This is a genomic window from Celeribacter halophilus (assembly GCF_018860305.1).
GTDB classification, from domain to species: Bacteria; Pseudomonadota; Alphaproteobacteria; order Rhodobacterales; family Rhodobacteraceae; genus Celeribacter; species Celeribacter halophilus_A.
Genome location: NZ_JAHKPE010000029.1, coordinates 1 through 19,588, shown reverse-complemented (window position 1 = coordinate 19,588; position 19,588 = coordinate 1). Strand labels below are relative to the sequence as shown.

Here is a 19,588-nt window from a genome sequence, read left to right as displayed (position 1 = left end):
AAAAAGGTTTCGCCCTGCTGCGACCCGTGCGTGTGAGGCTTTCTTTCGGTCAATCGGGACAGAGTTGACGGAAAACGCGTTGGGCCGGGCAGGGCGAAAGTTTACACTCGCATATTGGGGGGCAGAGTGTTTCGGGGTTATTGCATTTGACTGCGGCAGTATTTGGCGATCTGGTCGTTCGAATAGGGCGTGCCCGTCTGTTTGCGGGCGAGAATCTTGCCATCTGCACGTTTCGAACAGGACACATAGCGCGAGATCGGGGCCGCGGTCGTGCGGGTCGCGGTCTGGCGGTTCATCGAAGACACGGTCGCGCGTTGGGCTTGGGCCGCTGAACGGCGTTCAGAGCCGGAGCAGACGCTGCCCGAGGGGATTGAACCGACCTGACGCAGCGCAAAACAGGCTTCCGCGTCACGACGCGCAATCATAATCAACGCGGCCTGACCCTGTCCCATCTGGGCGAGCAGACAGGCTTCGTCGACGCGGTTCATCCCGCCGCCGGCACCGCCACCGATCAGGGATATGCCGATACTGCCGGACAGGGCGCAGGGGTGGCCCGATCCCATTGAGGGGGGCTGGACCGAGGGCGCGGAGCGCACCGTGTAGGACCCGCTGTAGGAATTGCGGGTGCTGAGCGTGCCAGGTGTGCTTTGATCCAGATAGATCTGGGCATTCGAGTTGCCGCTTGTCACGGAGGCGGATGCCGAGCTTTCCACTTCCGCGGCGCTGGATGAGCTTGATGTCGAAGTGCTGGTTGTGGATTGGCTGGAGGCGGATGTTGCCCACAGCATCGCTGCCGAGATAACCGTTACTTTTGCCAATATTCCGATTGGCATCTCCTTTTTGTCATAAAACATGAGACCTTCTCCTCTCCGAACGCAGAGGGTTGAAATGAGGCCGGAGCGGTACGTTCGGATTCCACTCCGGCCACCTGAAACCGCAAGTGTGCGGTCAGGCTTTGACACCAGGTATTAGAACATGGTGCCAAATCCGCCGAAGGCGCCGCTGGAGCTGCCGTTGCTACCCGTGTAGCCGCCGCTCGCAGTCGCACCACCGAACCCGATCGAGCCGGAGGTGGAGGTGTTGTTCACCGCACCGTTTGCCGTGGTGCCGGAGACGGAGCCGGAGCCTGCTACGCCAAAGCCCAGAGCGGTGGAGCCAGCTGCCTGGCCGCTGGACGACAGGTTCATCGAAGAGGTGTTGGATGCGCCGGAGATGCCGCCGAATGTGCCCGAGCTGGACGAGCCTGTGATGGCTGCGCCGCTTTCGGAGCCGGACCACGATCCAGTGCCCAGAACTGTGTCAGCCGATGCGGCTCCTACGGTCAAAGCTGCTGCAGATGCGATAACAAGAAAAAGTTTCATAGTTCATTTCCTCCCATTGGGTTTCCAAACGAGGCCACCAGTTACTCGGTTACTGTGAGTGTGTTGACCGCCTCGACACTGAATGTAAGCGGGGCTTTCAGGGCGCGACAGTTGGACTGATGTCTATTGGCAAAAGGGGCAGGTTTCGCGGCGGACGGCGGGCGCGGGCAGGCTCGGCAGGCTGCGTTTGATCTATGCGGGCTAGCCAATTGGGCGCAGGAAATAGCCCGTTGGATTAAACCCTGAGGGGCAGTCCTGTCCGGACCGCTGCGCGACTTTGCAGGAAGCGTTCAATGTAAGCTGTTATTTTATCGGGAAATATAGAGGGGCGCGGGCGTTTGTGCATGAATGATACGGGGAAACGCGCGGCTCGGTAGAATCATCGGGCAAACAAGTGTTGGCCCCGTTCGGGTGGCTATATGCCGTTTGTTGGAAGGGGGAAGGGCGCTTCCCGTCAGACCTGAGCCGGTGTGACGGGAAACGCGACGCTCAGCGCACGCAGCGCACGAGATTGTCGGGGCGATCTATGTCGCAGGCATTGATCGAACAGGTGTCATCATCTGTGAGAACCTGATCGGCAAGGGTCTTGATCGACGAACGTTGCGCGCCCGAGCCGTGCCAGTCCATATACTCGTCCTGATCCGCCGATTTGCTGAGCGCCAGACCGAAGACGATGACATTGGCGTGGCTCTTGATGTCGCCGAATGTGGTGCTGGTCCAGTAGTCGAGCGTCTCGGAATCCTGTGTCACCTCGAACAGATCATCAATGGCGGGGATGCTGGTGCGATTGTAATCGACAATGCTCTGCAATTCCTTGCTGTCGGGCAGACGCCAGTCGTCGTAGCCGCCCAGATCGAGCCCTTCGCAATAGGCCAGCGCCTCTTTCCATTCGCGGCGGGTGCCATCGTCGGTCTGTTGCCACATCAGCCCTGTGGCTGCATCGGAAACCGTGCCATCGTCATTGGCGGTGAAACTGTTCACGCCATAGACATCGGCATCTCCGGCCACGCAGCGCACGAAATTGCCCGGAGCGCCTTGCCCGTCACCCGTCGGCAATCCGCTTTGTGTGCTTGGGGCGCCGGTGTAGAAATCGAGGCCCGTGCCGTAGGACTTGATATGGCCATCCGCGAAGTTGAAGCCGAAAGCCCCCTGATTGCGCCCGTTGATGACCGGACCTTTCACATAGAGCGTGCTGCTCCAGTATTGTCCGGCGAAGGCCATTTGTCCTTCGGGATAGGAAAAGTCGAACACGCTGGTGTCGATATAGGGGGTGGGTTCGCCCTCTTCGGGGCGGAGCAATTCACCACGGAAATCTGCGAGGGAATAGAGTTCCTTGATCGAGGGCACGCGCCAGTCGGAGCGCCCGCCGATTTCCAGCGCTTCGCAATAGCCGATGGCGTCCGCATATTGCAGGCGGTCGTCTGTCGGCGTCTTTTGCCAGAGCAAGCCCGTGACATTGTCGGTCACCGTGCCGTCTTCGTTGTCGGTGTAATCGGAGGCCGTGCTCGTGTATTGCGCATCCTGACCGTAAAGCGCTTCGCCTGTCGCGGGGCAGGTGATCGCTTCACCGGCGAGATCGAAACATTGATCCTGCATCGTGTCGACGAGGGGGTAAGTGAGATCCCCTGCGGCATAGAGCGGTGCGGACAACCCGCCGCTCAGGGCAATCGCCGAGATCAAAGAGGTGTGGGATATAAGGCGCATGAGGCCCTCCATTTCTAATACAAAGGGGCGCCGACAGGCGCCCCGTGGTGTCAATCTGCTGTGCGGTAGGCCCATGTTTGGTAGGCCGCCTGTTCGCTGGCGCATTGGGCCAGACTCAGGTCTTTGATCTGGTTTTGCTGGCTCCGGCCAAAGCGGGTGTCTTCACCCAGTGTCAGGCACAGGTCGGGAGATGCGGCAGGCGAGATTGTGCCCGCATCGGAAAAGGTGAAGCGTTGCGCCTCGGATCCGTCACAGGTGGCAAGCTCAAGAGCGGCACCGGCTTGCATCGCGCTGGCTTGCATACAGAGATCAAACTCCGGCATGTAGAACACACCGTCGGCGAACTGCGTGGAGTCGAAGGCCTGATCGACAAAGATGCGACCGGACGGGCTATAGCAGGTGTGGCCCTGAAGCCCGTTCTCAGGATCGGCCTGTGCGCCCTGACCGCCGGAAATATCGATACAATAGCCGTTCTGGATGTTGTCGAGCTTGTCCACGGCGTAGATTTCGACGTTTTCGGCCCATGCGCCTTGCGCGCAGGTGGCGGCGAGAACGAGGGCGGTGAGGCTGGCAGCTTTGAGAGAGGCTTTCATATCATGTCCATTCCTTCTGTGTCCTGAGCGAGATACGTCAAATGGTGGCGGTTCCGTCGCCGCATATTGGCACATTCCGTATATTTAATCGTGCCATTGTGACGCAGGGGAACTGTAACGCAGGGGATCGCAGGCGCGTGGTTGCGCCTGTCCTTGCCGCTATTCCCCTGTGCCGTCCTGCGCCATGCGACACCCTGTCTCTCGGTGTTATGTGGCCTTTCGGTGTTGTGCTCATGTGAGAGCGACTTGATATGCATCAAGGCGCATATGCAGCCAGAAGCATATTTGAATCCCATGCAAGAGATTCTGACAGCCATATCCGACCCGACCCGCCGCGCCGCTCTCGCCATTCTCTGGGATGGTGGCGAACATTGTGTGTGTGAACTGATGAAGACGCTCGATGCGAGCCAGAGCCGGATGTCGCGACATATGAAAACCCTGCGCCAAGCGGGGCTGGTGGTGGACCGGCGCGATGCGCAATGGGTCCGCTATCGCCGCAACCCCGATCTTGCGCCGGAGTTTGCGGCCGTGATCGACGCGGTGCTGGCGGCGGAAGGCAAACTGGAAAGGAAGGTCGCATGACCACTGAAACCCATGACATTTCCCCGAAACATGAGGTGCCCGACTGGCTCTGGTATGTCGGCGTTCCTGTGGTCGGGATCGTCCTCTACCTGCTCTACGGCCAGTTGATCCCGTTCTCGGAATGGGTCACATCGCTTTTCCCCGTAGCGCGTGACAGCCATACGGGGGAGGCCATTGCCTTTTTCTTCTATGACGTGCCCAAGGTGCTGTTGCTGCTGACCGGCATCGTCTTTGTCATCGGCGTGTTGCGCAGCTGGTTCAGCCCCGAAAAGACCCGCGCCATTCTCGCGGGTCGGCATGAACTTTGGGGTTACCCGATGGCGGCGTTTCTCGGGGTGCTGACACCGTTCTGTTCCTGCTCCTCCGTGCCGCTTTTCATCGGCTTTGTGTCGGCGGGCATCCCTTTGGGCGTCACCTTTTCCTTCCTGATCGCCGGTCCGATGGTCGGCCCTGTGGGTCTCGGGCTGCTCTATGGTCTGGTCGGGTGGAAGATCGCCACAATCTATCTCGTCTTCGGCTTCTCCATCGCCACGGTTGCGGGCTTTGTTCTGGGTAAGCTGCATCTGGAAAAATACCTTCAGGATTGGGTGCGTGAGTTGAACGCGGGGCCTGTAGGTGAGCTGGACGAAGAGCGGTTGCGCTTTGTGGACCGGCTGAAAATCGGTCTGGAACAGGTGCGCGAGATCGTCGGTAAGGTCTGGATCTGGGTGCTGGTCGGTATCGGCATTGGTGCAGCCATCCACGGCTATGTTCCCGAGGCGATGATGCTCAAGATCATGGGCGGCGAGGCATGGTGGTCGGTTCCGGCAGCGGTTGTCGTGGGCGTGCCCATGTATACCAATGCGGCGGGCGTCATTCCCATCGTCGAGGCGCTCTTGGGTAAGGGCGCGGCGCTGGGCACTACTCTGGCCTTTATGATGTCGGTCATCGCGCTGTCCCTGCCGGAAATGGTCATCCTCAAACAGGTGCTGACCTATCGCCTGATCGCCATCTTTATCGCGGTTGTCTCGCTGGGCATTCTTGCCACGGGCTTCCTCTTCAACTTCCTGCTGTGACCCTGCGTGTCACATCCCCTGACATTTCAAGAAAGGACATCCCATGAAAACCATCAAAGTCTACGGCCCCGGATGCAAACGCTGTGCGGCTACCGAAGCTATGGTCAAGGACGCTGCGGCGAAACTTGGCATCGAGGTGGATGTGGAAAAGGTGACGGATGCGAAATCCATCGCAATGGCGGGCGTCATGTCCACGCCGGGTCTCTCGGTGGACGGCAAGCTCGTCCATGCCGGAGGACTGCCCGATGAGGCCAAGCTGGAAGGCTGGTTGAAGGGCTGATCTGGCGCCTTCTCAACAGGGCCTGTGCGGGCGAGATGATCGCCGCCGCACAGCGCCGCCCCCGTTTTCAAGGATTACGACTATGCTGGACTATACCGTCACCGCGCGCAGGATTGATGAACACGGCTCCGAAGCCCGCACCAAAGATGCGCTCATTGTGCTCGACACGGATATGAAGGGGCGGGCCGATGCGTTCAACCCCGCCGAGATGCTGCTGGCGAGCCTTGCGGCCTGTATGCTCAAGGGCACCGAGCGGGTGATCCCCATGTTGGAGTTCGACCTGCGCGGGATTGAGGTGTCTCTGCGCGGTCAGCGTCAGGACAGTCCGCCGAAAATGGTGAAGATCGACTACGAGATTGTGGTGGATACGGACGAGACCGACCAGCGGCTCGATCTCCTGCATCGCAATCTTCAGAAATACGGAACGATCTACAACACTTTGGCGGGGGCCACAGAGGTGTCCGGCCAGATCCGGCGCAAGGACTGATTGCGCGCGTCTGAGTGTGAAATTTTCTGCCCCCGTCGCTGGTCACAAACCCGCTGCGGGGGTTAGCATTTGGGGGCGGAGAGATGCGACAGGTTCAGTCCGGCGCAGGCGGTCGCATCCCCGCCGCAGCAATCATCCAGCAGAAACAGGACCAAACCGTTCACCGCCTCGAAATTCGGGGCGTAGTGGATTTCCCTGTGATGGCGTTCGGTGGTGACAAGCCCCGCCCGTTTCAGCACGGAAAGATGCCCCGAAAGGGTGGAGGGCTTCAGGTCCAGAAGGCGGCCGAGTTCCATCGCGGGCGTGCCCTCGGGGCCGCGCTGCACCAGCAGGCGAAACACGGAGAGTCGCGCGTCATGGGCGAGGGCGGCAAAAGCGTCAATGGCGAGGTCTTTGTTCATATTTCGTTGATACGCGAAATGAGGCCTATTGACAAGGTCGTAGGGGCGGCGCTAGATGCTCTCAATTCGTATAAATGCGAAATGAGAACGTGACCAAGACAAAAGGAAACGCGCCATGTCCGATTCATCTCCAACCCCAATGGGCCGTTTTGAACGCCTGCTCTCCCTCTGGGTCGCGCTTGCTATGGTTGCGGGCATTGTCGTTGGGGCGCTCGCGCCGGGGGTGGTGCAGGCCATTGCCGCCACCGAAGTCGCGTCGATCAACCTTGTTGTGGCGGTTCTGATCTGGGCTATGGTCTATCCGATGATGGTCAGCGTGGATTTCGGTGCGATCAAAGGGGTGGCGCGTCAGCCCAAGGGGCTTTTGGTCACTTTGGTGGTCAACTGGATGATCAAGCCTTTCACCATGGCCTTCCTTGCCGTGCTGTTCTTCGATCAAATCTTTGCCCCTTGGATCGCGCCCGAGGATGCCTCGCAATATATCGCAGGGCTGATCCTTCTGGGGGCAGCGCCATGCACGGCAATGGTCTTTGTCTGGTCGCAACTCACGCGTGGGGATGCGACCTATACGCTGGTGCAGGTCTCAGTGAATGACATCATCATGGTCTTTGCCTTTGCTCCGATTGTTGCGCTTTTGCTGGGCGTCACGGATGTGATCGTGCCGTGGGATACGCTGGTTCTGGCGACTGTGCTTTATGTGGTCCTCCCGCTCATCGCGGGTCTTGTGACGCGCCGGATCCTTGGGTCGGAGGAGGCGATTGATGCGTTCACCCATCGTATCAAGCCGTTTTCCATGGTCGGCCTCATAGCCACGGTTGCGATCCTTTTCGGGCTGCAAGGCGATGTGATCCTGTCGCGCCCGATGGTGATTGTGCTGATTGCGGTGCCGCTTCTGATCCAGAGCTATGGCATCTTTGCGCTGGCCTATGGGGCCGCCTTCCTCATGCGCGTGCCGCATAAAATTGCCGCCCCTTGCGCCATGATCGGGACCTCGAATTTCTTTGAACTGGCCGTTGCCGTGGCCATCAGCCTTTTTGGTCTGAATTCCGGTGCGGCACTGGCCACGGTGGTCGGTGTGCTGGTCGAAGTGCCTGTGATGCTGTCGCTGGTGGCCTTTGCGAACCGCACCCGCGCTCGTTTTCCCTCAGCGTAATCTGCGCTGATCCGAAGGGGGTTTGTATCCGGTTCAAGACACGCGTGGCGCTTTTGCGTCGCGCGTGAAGCTGTTGGGGTGCTGGCGTCAGGCGAGGGCCGGTTCGTCACTCGACTCGAGAGGCGGCTCAAGAGACGCGCGAATGTCCTCCGCGCTGCGCAGCGTATAGAGGACGACAGCGGAGATCAGCAGGGTGGCGGTTCCGACAAAGGGAAAGACAAGCAGACCGGCCCAGAGCGGCAGCCCCAAAGCGATACCCGAAGCGGTTGTGAATGCTGCGGTCAGCATGGAAAGTAAAAGCAATCCGGCGATCATGTTCTATCCTTTCGAGCGGGTCGGAAAACCGACGTGGCAGGAACCGTTGTGATGGCCTCGGCCCCGACGTGCGTTCCGCCATATGCGGCAAACAGAATGTCACGTTAGGCGGACATCTGGGCACAATCGTGGCGTTAAATTGTTGAATTTGGTTTAATAGAATTGGGATTTCGTCAAATTTTAGAGAGTTTTGGCGGCCTGCCGCAGGCGCGTGACCCTCTGAAAGCAGACAAAGCCCCCTAGTGGGGGCTTTGTCGAGAAGCTGTGGATGGATGTTCAGAGCCTATTCGGCCCATTCCCACGGGTTCGTGAACTGTCCCAAGACATGCGAGACCTGTTCCGCCTCGGCCTGTTGGTCCGGCGTGATCCGCGCGACAAGGCCGCGTTTCTTGTCATCAATCACAACAGCAACCCGCGCCGAAAGTCCGGCTTTTTTCAAGGCGGCGTTGTAAATGCGCGTGATGGCCATTTTCCGCAATTCCGGCTTGAACACCTTGCCCACGGCGGTTTTCGGCAGTTCGTCCATGATTTCGATATGTTTCGGAATCGCGGCGCGTTCGTGGATATGCACCTTGGCATAATCCATGAGGTCTTCGGGTGTGACCGAAGCCCCCTCGACCAGTTCCACATAGGCGCAGGGGATTTCGCCGGCATGGGCGTCCGGCTGACCGATGGCTCCGGCCATGGCGATGGCCTCGTGACCGGCAAGGGCCTCTTCGATCTCGGCAGGGTCGATGTTGTGCCCGCCACGGATGATCAGGTCTTTCGCCCGCCCCGTGATCCACAGATAGCCGTCCTCGTCGATCCGGCCCAGATCGCCGGTGCGCAGATAGACATCGTGGTGGAACAGATCGTGGTTCTTGTCCCGCTCAGTATAGGTGGAACCGGCAAACACGCCGGGGCTGTCGATACAGATTTCGCCCACCTCGTCTACGGCACATTCCACGGGGCCGTCCGGCGTGTGGCGCAGGATCTTCACATCCGTATGCGGGAAGGGAATGCCGACGGAGCCGATCTTCTTGAGCCCGCCCACGGGGTTGACGGAGACCAGACAGGTCGCCTCGGTCAGCCCGTAGCCCTCGACAATCTCGACACCTGCGGTCTGTTCGAACCGTTTATAGAGTTCAACGGGTAGGGGCGCGGAGCCGGAGAAGGCCATGCGCACAGAGGAAATATCGGCATCCACCTTGCGCTGCATCAGCACGGAAACGGCGGTCGGAACGGTGATGACGAAGGAGATTTTCCAGCGCTCGCAGAGCTTCCAGAAATTGTCGAACACCCCTTCTCCGCGATAGCCCGCAGGGGTCGGGAAAATCCCGTGTGCGCCGGAGGCAAGCTGGCTCATGACAATCACCTGACAGGCGAAGACATGAAACAGCGGCAGCGGGCACATGATGTTGTCTTCTTCGGTGAACAACAGGCGCGAACCCAGCCAGCCGTTGTAGATCATACCGGAGTATTTGTGCTGTGCCACTTTCGGCATGCCGGTCGTGCCGCCGGTGTGGAAATAGGCCGCCACACGGTCTTCGCGCACATCCTCGAAGGTCAGCCGGTCGCCGGGATATTTCGCCAGCTCCGTGTTGAAGTTGAGTATGTCGGCGTGATGGGCGATGGCGTCGGCGTTCTTGGGTCGGATAAAGGGCACGATCCACTTTTTCGGTGGTGTGAGATAGCGCAGCAGATCGACTTCGAGCACCGTGTTCACATTGGGCGCGTGGCGGACGGCTTCGGCCACCTTCTGCGCTACGTCGGTTTTGGGAAAGCTCTTGAGCGTCACCACGACCTTGGCATTGGTCTCGCGCAGGATCGCGGCGATCTGTTCGGGTTCGAGCAGCGGGTTGATCGGGTTCACAATCCCCGCGACCATGCCGCCCAGAAAGGTCAGCACCGTCTCGTTGGCGTTGGGCATGATATAGGCGATCACGTCTTTCTCGCCCACGCCGAGCGCACGGAACATATTGGCCGCCTGTGTGCTTTTCTCAAGCGTCTGCCGCCATGTCATGGTCTCGGCCTTGTCCTTTGGTCCAGAGGTGATCTGGTAGGAAAAGGCCGGACGATCCGGGAAAGCCTCGGCGGTCTTTTTCAGCCGTTCATAAATCGTGACGGGCACATCGCGTGCCTCCCACGGCATTTCCGCCTCAATCACATTGCGCGCCTCGAGCGAGCTGAAATCTGATGGCATCCCTTCCTCCCTTTCCTATACGAAGTGCCGGTTTGTCTCCGGTCTCTTCGTCTCCTCGCGGGTATGATGCGGCCAAAGCCCACACCGCGCAAGGGCACAGGACTACCCTGCAACGCAGCGTCATCCCACATAAAATTTGTTCCGACGCCACGTCAGCTTGTAGGGCACATGCGTTGCAGTGGTGGACGAATGGCTTCGGGCTGACTAGGTTGCCTCCACTTCGATCTGGCATAAGGAGCGGCGGGATGAAAGAGGTTGTGATCAGTGGCACCGGTGTTTTTACCCCGCCATATTCCATTTCCAATGACGAGTTGGTGGCGTCCTTCAACGCCTATGTTGATCTTTTCAACGCCGAATATGCCGACGAGATCGCGGCGGGGACGGTCGAGGCGAAGTCCTATTCCTCCTCCGAGTTTATCTTTGCCGCTTCGGGGATCGAGAGCCGCTATGTGATGGAAAAGGAAGGTATTCTGGACCCGCATCGCATGTGTCCGAGCTATCCGCCGCGTGGTGATGACGAACCGTCTCTTATGGCCGAAATGGCGCTGGATGCGGCCAAGACGGCGCTGGAGATGGGCGGTGTCGAGGCCTCTGATGTTGACCTGATCCTGTGTGCTGCCTCGAATATGGAACGGGCCTATCCGGCCATGGCGGTGGAAATTCAGGCGCTCATGGGGGCGGGCGGTTTTGCCTTTGATATGAATGTGGCCTGTTCCTCGGCAACATTCGGCATCCAGACCGCCGCAGACATGATCCGCGCGGGCTCGATCAAACGCGCTCTGGTGCTGTGTCCGGAGATCACTTCGGGCCATCTCGAATGGCGCGACCGCGACTGCCATTTCATCTTTGGAGATGTGGCGACGGCGGTGCTTCTGGAGGCCGCAGATGTGGCGACCAAGCCGCAGTTCAAACTGCTCTCCAGCCGCTGTGCCACGCAATTCTCCAACAATATCCGCAACAACAACGGCTTCCTGCGTCGGGCCCATGACCAGATGGACGACCGCCGCGACATGCAGTTTATGCAGAACGGGCGCAAAGTGTTCAAAGAGGTGCTGCCGCTCGTGTCCCAACATATCGCGCAGCATATGGAGGAGGAGGGGCAAGACCCGACCTCGCTCAAGCGTCTCTGGCTGCATCAGGCGAACAAGTCGATGAATGACTACATCGGCAAAAAGGTTCTGGGCCGTGTGCCGACACCGGAAGAACAGCCGAACATCCTGCAAGACTACGCCAACACCTCGTCGGCGGGGTCGATCATCGCCTTTGCGCAGCATGGCGAGGGGCTGTCGCAGGGGGATCTGGGGCTGATCTGTTCTTTCGGGGCGGGCTATTCGGTCGGCTCTGTGGTGGTCGAAAAGCTCTGATCCGCCCATGTTTTCCCCAGTGGGGAAACGGCAACCAACGCGCGTTTCTCGCTGTCGAGTGGTAGCGCCTCGTTGGCGTAGTCCAATGCACGCTGCGCCATTTCTTGCGCCGCTTCCGCAAATTCCGTGTCCGGTGCCTCGGACAAGGCCAGAAGACAGCGGCGGAGCGCCGTGCAAACCTCAAGACATCCGGCCCCGTCGCGGGCTGTGGCGGCAAAGGCGGCGTGAAAGAGGTCGTGCGTGGCGGGCGGCGGGCAGAACACCCGTGGCGCGCGGAGCTTCGGGGTGGGCTCTATCTGTGCGGTCTGCCAGAACAGCGCGGTCAGTCGGGTGATCGCATCAATCGCGGTGCCCGGATCGTTGATGCCCGGAGACAGGGCTTTCGAGGAAATTTCCGACAGGGTGGTGAGGCTGAACTCCGCATCGACCTCATGGGTACGTGTGGCGCCGATGACAAACCCGCGCACAATCGCCGCGTGATCCGCCTCGGGCGTCAGGCCGGAGGCTTGGGCCAGAAGGCTGCCTTTCAGCACAAACTGGCCGGGGCGTTGCAACACATAGATCAACCCCTGATCGCCAGCACAGTCGTTGAGGCTACGGGTGTCGATGAACTGGATATATCCGGTTTTGTGGGCGCGGATTTCGGTTGTGTCTTCCGGCAGCACCGTGTCCGGCGTTAACAGGTTCGCACCCAAGGCAGGGTCTTTGCGCAGCATGGTGAGGCTGCGGCGGGCTTCGCGTTCGGCAAGGTCGAGACTGTTGTCGAGGCTGCCAAGCTGGCTGAGATGTTCGATCCAGCGCAGCATGGCGATGATGATAACCACGACCGCAAGGATGGTGATGGCCATGACGACAATCGCTTCTTCGTCGCCATAGAGATGGGTGCGGAACAGGATGATGGAAGTCAGCGCAAAGATGAATGCCCCGATAAAGGCGGCCAGCACCGATTGCGTGGTTGTGTCTTGAAGCAACAGCCGGTGAATACGCGGCGTGGCCGTTGCCGCCGCAGAGGCATGGGCGCTGACCATGACGTTAAGCGAAAAGGTCGAGACCGCGAGCATGGAGGAGGCGAGAATGGTCAGGACCGGCGTGACGGCGGAGGCGTCGATCAACTGGGTCCATTCGCTTGGCAGGTAGTGGCGCAGCACCAGCGTGACCAGCGAGACCACCAGAGACAAAAGCGCATAGAGCGTCACGCGCAGCCAGAGCGCGTGATAATAGCGCCGGAAGAACAGCAAAGGCTTTCTCAGAAGATCATACATATCGGTGCCTTTGCTCTACGGACGCTGGGTCTATGATGGCTCATTCTGGCGGGGGTTCAAGCCGGTAACCTGCCGCCCAAAGCTCGCAGATGAAAAGCGCGGCCTCGGAAAAGCACTGATCCGCGAGACGTTCCAGTGGCGGCTCCCCCCAGCCTGCCATATCCGCCGCGACCGTGGTCAGCGCGAAAACAGCCGCCATCGGGTCCGGTGCGTCGGGCTGGGCGATGAGACTGCGCAGGGCGTCATGCGGGGTTTGACGCGCAACCAACAGGTGCTCCGTGATCCTCTGTTCGAGCAACTCCTGTTTTTGATCCATATCTACACCAACCCGGCGACCGCGTTACAAAACAGAACATCCATCATATAGCCTTTGTTTCCGGCGCTTGGGCAAGTTTTCCGTTGGGCGATCGGGAAGGGATGCGGCGCATTAAAACGTAAATGCGGATTCGCTCAAGAAAAAGACGCCGCGGTGAAGCGGCGTCTTGTCGGAAGTTTACTTTGAATTTTAGTAAAATTTTCAGATTAGCCCTGCGGGATGATAAGCATCTGGCCCGGATAGATTTTGTCCGGATCGGAGAGCATCGGCTTGTTGGCCTCGAAAATCTCCATGTAGCGGTTGCCGTCGCCCAGAGCCGCTTTGGAAATGCCCCAAAGCGTGTCGCCCTTTTTGACTTCGTGGAACACCGGATCATTGCCTTCAAGCGTGTCTTCGACAGCGGCGACGCCTTCGACATTGCCTGCGGCCATGATGATTTTCTCTTTGGTCACCTGATCGGTGACGGTGCCGCCCAGAACGACCTTGTCGCCGTCCATTGCCACTTCGACGCCTTCGGCCTCAAGTCCAAGGGCTTTGATTTCGGCCAGAATGGCGTCGGCATCGGCCTCTTCCTCTTTCTTGCCGAATACTTTTTTACCTGCGTCTTTTACAAAGCTGAAAAGTCCCATCACTCATCTCCTGTATTTGGGTTGATTCAAACTATGCTGAACGCGGGGCCGGAAGGAAACGGGAATTTTGCGCACTGCTCCCCGTCTTACTCCCCGTTGGTGAATTGCAGCTTGGCCAGCCGTGCATAAAGTCCGCCCTGCGCGACCAGATCCTCATGGGTGCCGGAGGCGACAATCTTGCCATCTTCAAAGACCAGAATGCGGTCGGCCTTTTTCACAGTGGCCAGACGGTGCGCCACGATCAGCGTGGTGCGGGTGCGGGCCATGTCTTCGACTGCGGTTTGCACGGCTTGCTCGGATTCGGAATCGAGCGCGGAGGTCGCTTCGTCCAGGAGCAGGATCGGTGCATCGCGCAGGATTGCGCGGGCAATGGCGACGCGCTGTTTCTGGCCGCCGGACAACATGATGCCGCGCTCGCCCACATAGGAGTCGTAGCCTTCGGGCAGTTGCGAGAGGAAACCGTCGGCAGCGGCGGCCTTGGCGGCTTTGATGACATCTTCCATAGAGGCTTCGGGGCGGCCGAAACGGATGTTATCGGCAGCAGAGGCGGCGAAGATCACCGGATCTTGCGGTACAAGCGCGATGTGGCGGCGGAAATCTCCGCGTGCCATATCGGCAATGGGCTGTCCGTCGATGGAGATCACGCCTTCTTGCGGGTCATAGAACCGCTGTAAAAGCTGGATGATCGTGGATTTCCCCGCGCCTGACGGGCCGACGAGGGCGACGGTTTCGCCCGGCTTGATGTCAAAGGACACGCCGTCCAGCGCGGGCGTGGTCGGTCGCGACGGGTAGAAGAAGCGCACATCCTGAAAGCTGACGGCGCCTTGGACGGGGGAGGGGACAGGCTTGGGATGGGCGGGGTCTTTGACCGGATCGTCGGAGGAGAGCAGTTCGACAAGCCGTTCGGTGGCCCCTGCGGCGCGTTGCAATTCGCCCCAGATTTCGGACAGTGCCCCTGCCGCCCCTGCGACCATGATGGCGTAGATCACGAATTGCACCAGCTCGCCGATGGTCATCGCGTCTGTGCGCACATCGCGCGCGCCGATCCAGAGCACGCCGACCACGCCGGAGAAAATCAGTGCAATGACGATCACGGTCATGGCGGCGCGGGTTTTGATGCGGGTATGGGCGGAGGTGAAGCTCTTTTCCGTCACCTCGTCGAACCGCGCGGCCTGTTGTGCTTCGCCTGTGAAGGCCTGCACGGTCTGGGCAGAGAGCAGCGCCTCGGAGGCGGTGCCGGAGGAGGAGGCGATCCATTCCTGATTTTCGCGCGAGAGTTTGCGCAGGCGCCGGCCCAGCACGATGATCGGCACGATGACCACGGGCACGATCAGCAGGACAAGCCCCGTGAGCTTGGCGGAGGTAAACAGCATCAGCACTAGCCCGCCCAGCATGATCAGCGCATTGCGCAGCGCGACCGAGATCGAAGAGCCGATCACGGAGAGGATCAGCGTGGTGTCCGTGGTGATGCGCGAGAGCACCTCGCCGGTCATGATTTTCTCGTAGAAGGCGGGGGACATGCGGATCATCCGGTCGAAAACGGATTTTCGGATGTCGGCCACAACGCGTTCACCCAGACGGGTGACAAGATAATAGCGCATCCCCGTGCCAAGGGCCAAAGCCCCCGCAATCATCAGAGCGGCGCTGAAATACTGGTCGAGCAGCACCACGCCCGCGCTCTGGAACCCGTCCACCACGCGGCGCACGGCCAGAGGCAGGATGAGCGAGATACAGGCGGTGATGACAAGCGCGATGATCGCGGCGGCCATCAGGCCTGTGTAGGGGCGCAGGAACGGCCAGAGCTCGGCCAATGCGCCAATGCGTTTCGATTTCGCGCGCTCGGCGGCATCCGTAAGTGTGCGGTCAGTGGCCATGATCTATCCTTATCCCCCGATGCAGGTCTTGGCGCGGGCAATACGCGCGGGTCATCTCGGTCGGGACGACTGTTAAAGCGTTTCGCGAAAAGACTGAACCACAGATTTTCGGGAAATTCGGCATGGCGGATGGCTCCCGGAATGCTTCGGGATGCGGCAGGGCGGCGGGAATTGCCACTTGGTGTAGCGGTTGCGTAACGTTACATGCCCAATATCTATGCATTGAGCAGGAAGCCGCTTGCATCACAGGGCTTGATATGATGGGTTATGCACACGCTCCGCCGGATCGTGCCTCATGTGACCATGTCCTGTCTTGTAACAGGTCGGATACGGGGCTCGGGGCGCCTGTGGCTTGCATTATCCTGTATCGGGTAGAAATACCGTATAGAGGCGGCCACGACAGGCAGCGAACGGCAAGCGCGGAGAAATCGCCCAATTCGGGGTGGTGACCGGTCTCGACACATCCTTGCTTTAGGAGGACTGAGCCGGCAGACACACACACGAAGTAAGCGGGAGTCCCCCTTATTATGAAATTTACGACTAAAATTGCGGCCAGTTCTCTGGCCCTTGCTGCCCTCGCAGGCGGCGCTTTCGCCGAAGACTGTGGCGATGTCACAATCGCCGAGATGAACTGGGCTTCGGCCTCTCTTCTGGCGAATGTCGATGCGATCATCCTTGAAGAAGGCTATGATTGCGATGTCGAGCTGATCGGCGGCGACACGACACCGACGTTCACCTCGATGAACGAAAAAGGCGAACCGGATCTGGCGCCCGAGCTTTGGGTCAATGCCGTCCGCGAGCCGCTCTATGCGGCCATTGAAGAAGGCCGGATGCTCTCCGCCATCGAAGGGCCGATCACGGGTCTTGGCGAAGGCTGGTGGGTGACGAAGAAATTCATGGAAGACCATCCGGAGATCGATACGGTCGAAAAGATGCTCGAACACCCCGAGCTGGTGCCCTACATCGAAGATGAAGACAAAGGCGCCTTCATGGGTTGTCCGGCGGGTTGGGGTTGTCAGCTTGCCAATGAAAACATGTTCCGTGCGTTCGACATGGAAGAAAAAGGCTGGGTTCTGGTTGATCCGGGTTCGGCGGCCGGTCTTGACGGCTCTATCGCCAAAGCCGTGGAGCGCGACGAGCCGTGGTTTGGCTACTACTGGGCCCCGACCGCTGTGATCGGCAAATACGACCTGCAAATGCTGCCCTTCGAGGCAGAGTGGGGCGGCACCGAGAACTGGGATGGCTGTATTGTGAAATCCGCTGACGAATGTGCCGATCCGCAACCGTCGAGCTGGACCGCATCCGAAGTGCACTCTGTGGTGACGGCCGAGTTTGCCGAAGAGAACGCTGTTGCGATGGGCTATCTCGCGAAACGCGTGGTGCCGGGTGATGTGGTCAATGCGATGCTCGTTTATATGAACGACAATCAGGCCACCGGTGAGGATGCCGCTTACGAATTCCTCGCGACCCAGGAAGATGTCTGGACCCAGTGGGTGCCTGAAGATGTCGCTGAAAAGGTGAAAGACGCCCTTTGATGGCAGCTTTCTGAATTTCGGAGGGGGTCGCATCAAAGGAGGTGCGGCCCCCGTGCAGTTCCGCGGTTTTCGTGACGCCTGTCGGATACAGGTTGCCAAAATCCGCTCTGCATGGAGACATTATCCGGCGTGTTCTCGTGAACCTGTGTCAAGGTGGACGGGAAACGTCATGGCACAAGGACATCATATATGGACTGGCTTATTGAATTTCCGTCGCTTGGTCGACGAGATCTTTCGGCCCTGCGGCAATCTGTTGACGAAGGCTTCCGCACCTTCTCGCGCGCTTTCGGGGACAATCTCGAAGCTTTCTTCTCCCCCCTTCTCAAATTTCTGATCTGGTTCGAGAACCTTCTGACCCACGCGCCATGGCCTCTGGTCATCGCGGCGATTGCGCTTCTGGCATGGCTGGGTGCACGGAGTTGGAAAATCACCGTCGGAACCATCTTTGCCTTTCTGGTGATCGGATATTTCGGCATGTGGGAAGACACGATGGCCACGCTGGCCATGATCTCGGTAGCGACCTTTGTCTGTATCACGGTGGGCATTCCCATCGGCATCCTGATGGCGCGGTCCAACATCGCGCAGCGGATCGTCACCCCGATCCTTGATATCATGCAGACCATCCCGTCTTTCGTCTACCTCATCCCTGTGGTGATGCTTCTGGGTATCGGCAAGGTGCCGGGCCTTCTGGCCGTGTGCATCTATGCACTGCCGCCCATCGTGCGTCTGACCAATCTGGGCATTCGCCTTGTGGATAAGGATGTCATGGAAGCCGCAGACGCTTTCGGCGCTTCGGCACGGGAGAAACTTTTCGGCGTGCAGATTCCGCTGGCGCTTCCGAACATCTTCGCCGGTGTGAACCAGACGATCATGATGGCGCTGTCCATGGTGGTGATCGCCTCGATGATCGGCGTGAAAGGCCTCGGCACGCCTGTGCTGCGCGCCATTTCCAACCAGTATCTCGCGCTGGGCCTGATGAACGGTCTCGCTATCGTGGCTTTGGCCATCATTTTTGACCGTGTGAGCCAGACCTACGGCAAACGCCTGCAAGCATATCGGGAGACTGGCCATGGCTGATCCTGTCACGACAGAGACCTCCACAGAGGTCAAAGTGTCCATTCGCAATCTCTACAAGATTTTCGGGGATGCCCCGAAAGCCGCGCTGGAGCATGTGAAAGAGGGCATGACCAAACCCGAGTTGATGGATCAGCACGGGCATGCTCTGGGGCTGAACAACATCAACCTCGACATCCCCGCCAAGGGGATTCAGGTGATTATGGGCCTGTCCGGTTCGGGCAAGTCCACTCTGATCCGTCACCTGAACCGTTTGATCGAGCCGACCTCCGGCGAAATCTGGGTTGATGGCGAGGACGTGCTGTCCATGTCACGCGATCAGTTGCGCGACCTGCGGCGGTTCAAAATGTCTATGGTGTTCCAGAAATTCGGCCTCCTGCCGCACCGCACCGTGTTGGAAAATGCGAAATACGGTCTGGAAATTCAGGGCGTAGCCGATGGCGAAGCCGATGGGCGCGCGCGCAAATGGCTGGATCGTGTGGGCCTCAACGGGTTCGAGGAGCAATACCCCTCGCAACTCTCCGGTGGTCAGCAACAGCGTGTGGGCCTCGCCCGCGCCTTGGCGACGGATGCGGACATCCTGTTGATGGACGAAGCCTTCTCCGCGCTCGATCCGCTGATCCGCACGGATATGCAGTCGATCCTGCTCGAATTGCAGGAAGAACTGCACAAGACGATCATCTTCATCACCCACGATCTCGACGAGGCGCTCAACATTGCCGACTCGATTGCGATCCTGCGGGACGGGGAGATCATCCAGTCGGGCGATCCGCAGGACATCATCATGAAGCCCTCGGACGATTACATCACCGACTTTATTCGCGACATCAACCGCGCCAAGGTGGTGCGTATCCGTTCCATCTGTCGCAAGGGTGCGACGGGGCAGGGAGAGACGCTCAAAGGCAGCCTGTCGATCGAACAGGCCCTGCCCAAGCTGACCAAGGCACCGGATCACACCTGTCCTGTGGTGTCGATCTCTGGCGCGCCTTTGGGGGCGGTGTCTCTGGATGACGCCATCAATGCGCTCAAGCCTCTGGAAAGCGATAGCGACGACGAAGTGCGCTACGCCTGAGCGCGTCACCATCAAGAACAGTCCAAGGGCGGGGGAAACCTCGCCCTTTTCTTTTGTCTGGTGGATGCTGCGCCTTTGCGAGTCGGTAAAAGAGCGGGTGATTTCACCTTCGGATGACAAAAACAGCGACCTTCCCTAAGGGAATCCGCCCGCGACTCGCAGATTTCAGAGGCGAAAGGGGGCGATTCACCCGCGTGATTCCGGTGATTTGTGACGGTATTTCGTGAGAGGGGAGGGGAAAGCGCAAAATTCGGCTTTGAACGCTGCAAAAAACTTATGCGCGAAAGCCCGTAAAATAAGGCGTTTCGGAAGTTGAGTGCATGTTTTTTCACAAAACTTTCAAAAACCG

21 protein-coding genes are annotated in these 19,588 nt (G+C 59.2%); 10 read left to right on the top strand and 11 right to left on the bottom strand.

Annotated features, from left to right (window positions below):
• Positions 1–137 precede the first annotated feature (137 nt).
• On the bottom strand, positions 138–689 hold the full coding sequence (locus KO492_RS10705; RefSeq protein ID WP_156444376.1) for a hypothetical protein: 552 nt from the start codon (positions 687–689) through the stop codon (positions 138–140).
• On the opposite strand from KO492_RS10705, the gene KO492_RS10700 reads away from it, so the two are divergent.
• Positions 676–849 (top strand): hypothetical protein, encoded by a 174-nt coding sequence (locus KO492_RS10700; RefSeq protein ID WP_156444377.1) that lies wholly within the window; start codon positions 676–678, stop codon positions 847–849. The two genes, KO492_RS10705 and KO492_RS10700, sit on opposite strands and share 14 nt — an antisense overlap.
• A 119-nt stretch (positions 850–968) precedes the next feature.
• Here the strand turns inward: KO492_RS10700 and KO492_RS10695 are convergent, their stop codons facing one another.
• The 3 genes from KO492_RS10695 to KO492_RS10685 all read right to left on the bottom strand — a co-directional run bounded on the left by KO492_RS10695 (position 969) and on the right by KO492_RS10685 (position 3,658).
• Positions 969–1,361, bottom strand: coding sequence for a hypothetical protein (locus KO492_RS10695; protein WP_216044947.1), 393 nt, complete (start codon positions 1,359–1,361; stop codon positions 969–971).
• Between the two features lie 489 nt (positions 1,362–1,850).
• Positions 1,851–3,065: a DUF1566 domain-containing protein gene (locus KO492_RS10690; protein ID WP_216044946.1), complete on the bottom strand. Its 1,215-nt coding sequence runs from the start codon at positions 3,063–3,065 to the stop codon at positions 1,851–1,853.
• Positions 3,066–3,115: 50 nt separating this feature from the next.
• Positions 3,116–3,658 (bottom strand): RICIN domain-containing protein, encoded by a 543-nt coding sequence (locus KO492_RS10685; RefSeq protein WP_216044945.1) that lies wholly within the window; start codon positions 3,656–3,658, stop codon positions 3,116–3,118.
• Positions 3,659–3,952: 294 nt separating this feature from the next.
• Here KO492_RS10685 and KO492_RS10680 point away from each other — a divergent pair, with 294 nt between their 5' ends.
• From KO492_RS10680 to KO492_RS10665, 4 genes are all read left to right on the top strand, one after another.
• Positions 3,953–4,240, top strand: a complete 288-nt coding sequence (locus KO492_RS10680; RefSeq protein ID WP_216044944.1) for an ArsR/SmtB family transcription factor — start codon at positions 3,953–3,955, stop codon at positions 4,238–4,240.
• Positions 4,237–5,295 carry a permease gene (locus KO492_RS10675; protein WP_216044943.1) on the top strand — a complete coding sequence of 353 codons (1,059 nt, stop codon included), beginning with the start codon at positions 4,237–4,239 and terminating at the stop codon, positions 5,293–5,295. Before KO492_RS10680 ends, KO492_RS10675 begins: the two co-directional genes overlap by 4 nt.
• A 43-nt stretch (positions 5,296–5,338) precedes the next feature.
• Complete coding sequence (locus tag KO492_RS10670; protein ID WP_216044942.1) at positions 5,339–5,575, top strand: thioredoxin family protein; 237 nt, start codon at positions 5,339–5,341, stop codon at positions 5,573–5,575.
• A gap of 82 nt (positions 5,576–5,657) precedes the next feature.
• Complete coding sequence (locus KO492_RS10665) at positions 5,658–6,062, top strand: OsmC family protein (protein ID WP_216044941.1); 405 nt, start codon at positions 5,658–5,660, stop codon at positions 6,060–6,062.
• 62 nt (positions 6,063–6,124) lie between these two features.
• On the opposite strand, the gene KO492_RS10660 is transcribed toward KO492_RS10665, so the two are convergent.
• Positions 6,125–6,463 carry an ArsR/SmtB family transcription factor gene (locus KO492_RS10660; protein ID WP_216044940.1) on the bottom strand — a complete coding sequence of 113 codons (339 nt, stop codon included), beginning with the start codon at positions 6,461–6,463 and terminating at the stop codon, positions 6,125–6,127.
• A gap of 115 nt (positions 6,464–6,578) precedes the next feature.
• Between KO492_RS10660 and arsB the strand changes: the two genes are divergently transcribed.
• Entirely contained in the window at positions 6,579–7,616 is a 1,038-nt protein-coding gene (arsB, locus tag KO492_RS10655; RefSeq protein WP_216044939.1) for an ACR3 family arsenite efflux transporter, read from the top strand.
• An 87-nt stretch (positions 7,617–7,703) separates the two neighbouring features.
• Here arsB and KO492_RS10650 read toward each other — a convergent pair whose 3' ends face one another.
• Complete coding sequence (locus KO492_RS10650) at positions 7,704–7,931, bottom strand: hypothetical protein (protein ID WP_216044938.1); 228 nt, start codon at positions 7,929–7,931, stop codon at positions 7,704–7,706.
• Positions 7,932–8,214: 283 nt separating this feature from the next.
• Positions 8,215–10,113, bottom strand: coding sequence for an acyl-CoA synthetase (locus KO492_RS10645; protein WP_216044937.1), 1,899 nt, complete (start codon positions 10,111–10,113; stop codon positions 8,215–8,217).
• A 245-nt stretch (positions 10,114–10,358) separates the two neighbouring features.
• On the opposite strand from KO492_RS10645, the gene KO492_RS10640 reads away from it, so the two are divergent.
• Positions 10,359–11,477, top strand: a complete 1,119-nt coding sequence (locus tag KO492_RS10640; protein ID WP_216044936.1) for a beta-ketoacyl-ACP synthase III — start codon at positions 10,359–10,361, stop codon at positions 11,475–11,477.
• Here KO492_RS10640 and KO492_RS10635 read toward each other — a convergent pair.
• From KO492_RS10635 to KO492_RS10620, 4 genes are all read right to left on the bottom strand, one after another.
• Positions 11,441–12,739, bottom strand: coding sequence for a DUF2254 domain-containing protein (locus KO492_RS10635; RefSeq protein WP_216044935.1), 1,299 nt, complete (start codon positions 12,737–12,739; stop codon positions 11,441–11,443). The two genes, KO492_RS10640 and KO492_RS10635, sit on opposite strands and share 37 nt — an antisense overlap.
• Before the next feature lie 40 nt (positions 12,740–12,779).
• Positions 12,780–13,055, bottom strand: a complete 276-nt coding sequence (locus tag KO492_RS10630) for a hypothetical protein (protein WP_216044934.1) — start codon at positions 13,053–13,055, stop codon at positions 12,780–12,782.
• A 206-nt stretch (positions 13,056–13,261) separates the two neighbouring features.
• On the bottom strand, positions 13,262–13,684 hold the full coding sequence (gene lysM / locus KO492_RS10625) for a peptidoglycan-binding protein LysM (protein WP_066607338.1): 423 nt from the start codon (positions 13,682–13,684) through the stop codon (positions 13,262–13,264).
• Positions 13,685–13,770: 86 nt separating this feature from the next.
• Positions 13,771–15,558 (bottom strand): ABC transporter transmembrane domain-containing protein, encoded by a 1,788-nt coding sequence (locus KO492_RS10620; protein WP_216044933.1) that lies wholly within the window; start codon positions 15,556–15,558, stop codon positions 13,771–13,773.
• A 527-nt stretch (positions 15,559–16,085) separates the two neighbouring features.
• On the opposite strand from KO492_RS10620, the gene KO492_RS10615 reads away from it, so the two are divergent.
• From KO492_RS10615 to KO492_RS10605, 3 genes are all read left to right on the top strand, one after another.
• The gene (locus tag KO492_RS10615) at positions 16,086–17,093 is read left to right on the top strand and encodes a glycine betaine ABC transporter substrate-binding protein (protein ID WP_216044932.1); all 1,008 of its coding nucleotides are present in this window, start codon (positions 16,086–16,088) and stop codon (positions 17,091–17,093) included.
• Positions 17,094–17,282: 189 nt separating this feature from the next.
• Complete coding sequence (locus KO492_RS10610) at positions 17,283–18,170, top strand: ABC transporter permease (RefSeq protein ID WP_216044931.1); 888 nt, start codon at positions 17,283–17,285, stop codon at positions 18,168–18,170.
• The gene (locus KO492_RS10605; protein WP_216044930.1) at positions 18,163–19,239 is read left to right on the top strand and encodes a quaternary amine ABC transporter ATP-binding protein; all 1,077 of its coding nucleotides are present in this window, start codon (positions 18,163–18,165) and stop codon (positions 19,237–19,239) included. The genes KO492_RS10610 and KO492_RS10605 overlap by 8 nt, the downstream gene beginning before the upstream one ends.
• The last annotated feature ends 349 nt before the right edge of the window (positions 19,240–19,588 follow it).

Coding starts and splice junctions, on each gene's coding strand:
- KO492_RS10660 (WP_216044940.1), bottom strand. CDS start 6,463: ATGAACAAAGACCTCGCCATTGACGCTTTTGCCGCCCTCGCCCATGAC.
- arsB (WP_216044939.1), top strand. CDS start 6,579: ATGTCCGATTCATCTCCAACCCCAATGGGCCGTTTTGAACGCCTGCTC.
- KO492_RS10665 (WP_216044941.1), top strand. CDS start 5,658: ATGCTGGACTATACCGTCACCGCGCGCAGGATTGATGAACACGGCTCC.
- KO492_RS10650 (WP_216044938.1), bottom strand. CDS start 7,931: ATGATCGCCGGATTGCTTTTACTTTCCATGCTGACCGCAGCATTCACA.
- KO492_RS10645 (WP_216044937.1), bottom strand. CDS start 10,113: ATGCCATCAGATTTCAGCTCGCTCGAGGCGCGCAATGTGATTGAGGCG.
- KO492_RS10605 (WP_216044930.1), top strand. CDS start 18,163: ATGGCTGATCCTGTCACGACAGAGACCTCCACAGAGGTCAAAGTGTCC.
- KO492_RS10670 (WP_216044942.1), top strand. CDS start 5,339: ATGAAAACCATCAAAGTCTACGGCCCCGGATGCAAACGCTGTGCGGCT.
- lysM (WP_066607338.1), bottom strand. CDS start 13,684: ATGGGACTTTTCAGCTTTGTAAAAGACGCAGGTAAAAAAGTATTCGGC.
- KO492_RS10640 (WP_216044936.1), top strand. CDS start 10,359: ATGAAAGAGGTTGTGATCAGTGGCACCGGTGTTTTTACCCCGCCATAT.
- KO492_RS10620 (WP_216044933.1), bottom strand. CDS start 15,558: ATGGCCACTGACCGCACACTTACGGATGCCGCCGAGCGCGCGAAATCG.
- KO492_RS10615 (WP_216044932.1), top strand. CDS start 16,086: ATGAAATTTACGACTAAAATTGCGGCCAGTTCTCTGGCCCTTGCTGCC.
- KO492_RS10635 (WP_216044935.1), bottom strand. CDS start 12,739: ATGTATGATCTTCTGAGAAAGCCTTTGCTGTTCTTCCGGCGCTATTAT.
- KO492_RS10695 (WP_216044947.1), bottom strand. CDS start 1,361: ATGAAACTTTTTCTTGTTATCGCATCTGCAGCAGCTTTGACCGTAGGA.
- KO492_RS10685 (WP_216044945.1), bottom strand. CDS start 3,658: ATGAAAGCCTCTCTCAAAGCTGCCAGCCTCACCGCCCTCGTTCTCGCC.
- KO492_RS10630 (WP_216044934.1), bottom strand. CDS start 13,055: ATGGATCAAAAACAGGAGTTGCTCGAACAGAGGATCACGGAGCACCTG.
- KO492_RS10610 (WP_216044931.1), top strand. CDS start 17,283: ATGGACTGGCTTATTGAATTTCCGTCGCTTGGTCGACGAGATCTTTCG.
- KO492_RS10690 (WP_216044946.1), bottom strand. CDS start 3,065: ATGCGCCTTATATCCCACACCTCTTTGATCTCGGCGATTGCCCTGAGC.
- KO492_RS10675 (WP_216044943.1), top strand. CDS start 4,237: ATGACCACTGAAACCCATGACATTTCCCCGAAACATGAGGTGCCCGAC.
- KO492_RS10680 (WP_216044944.1), top strand. CDS start 3,953: ATGCAAGAGATTCTGACAGCCATATCCGACCCGACCCGCCGCGCCGCT.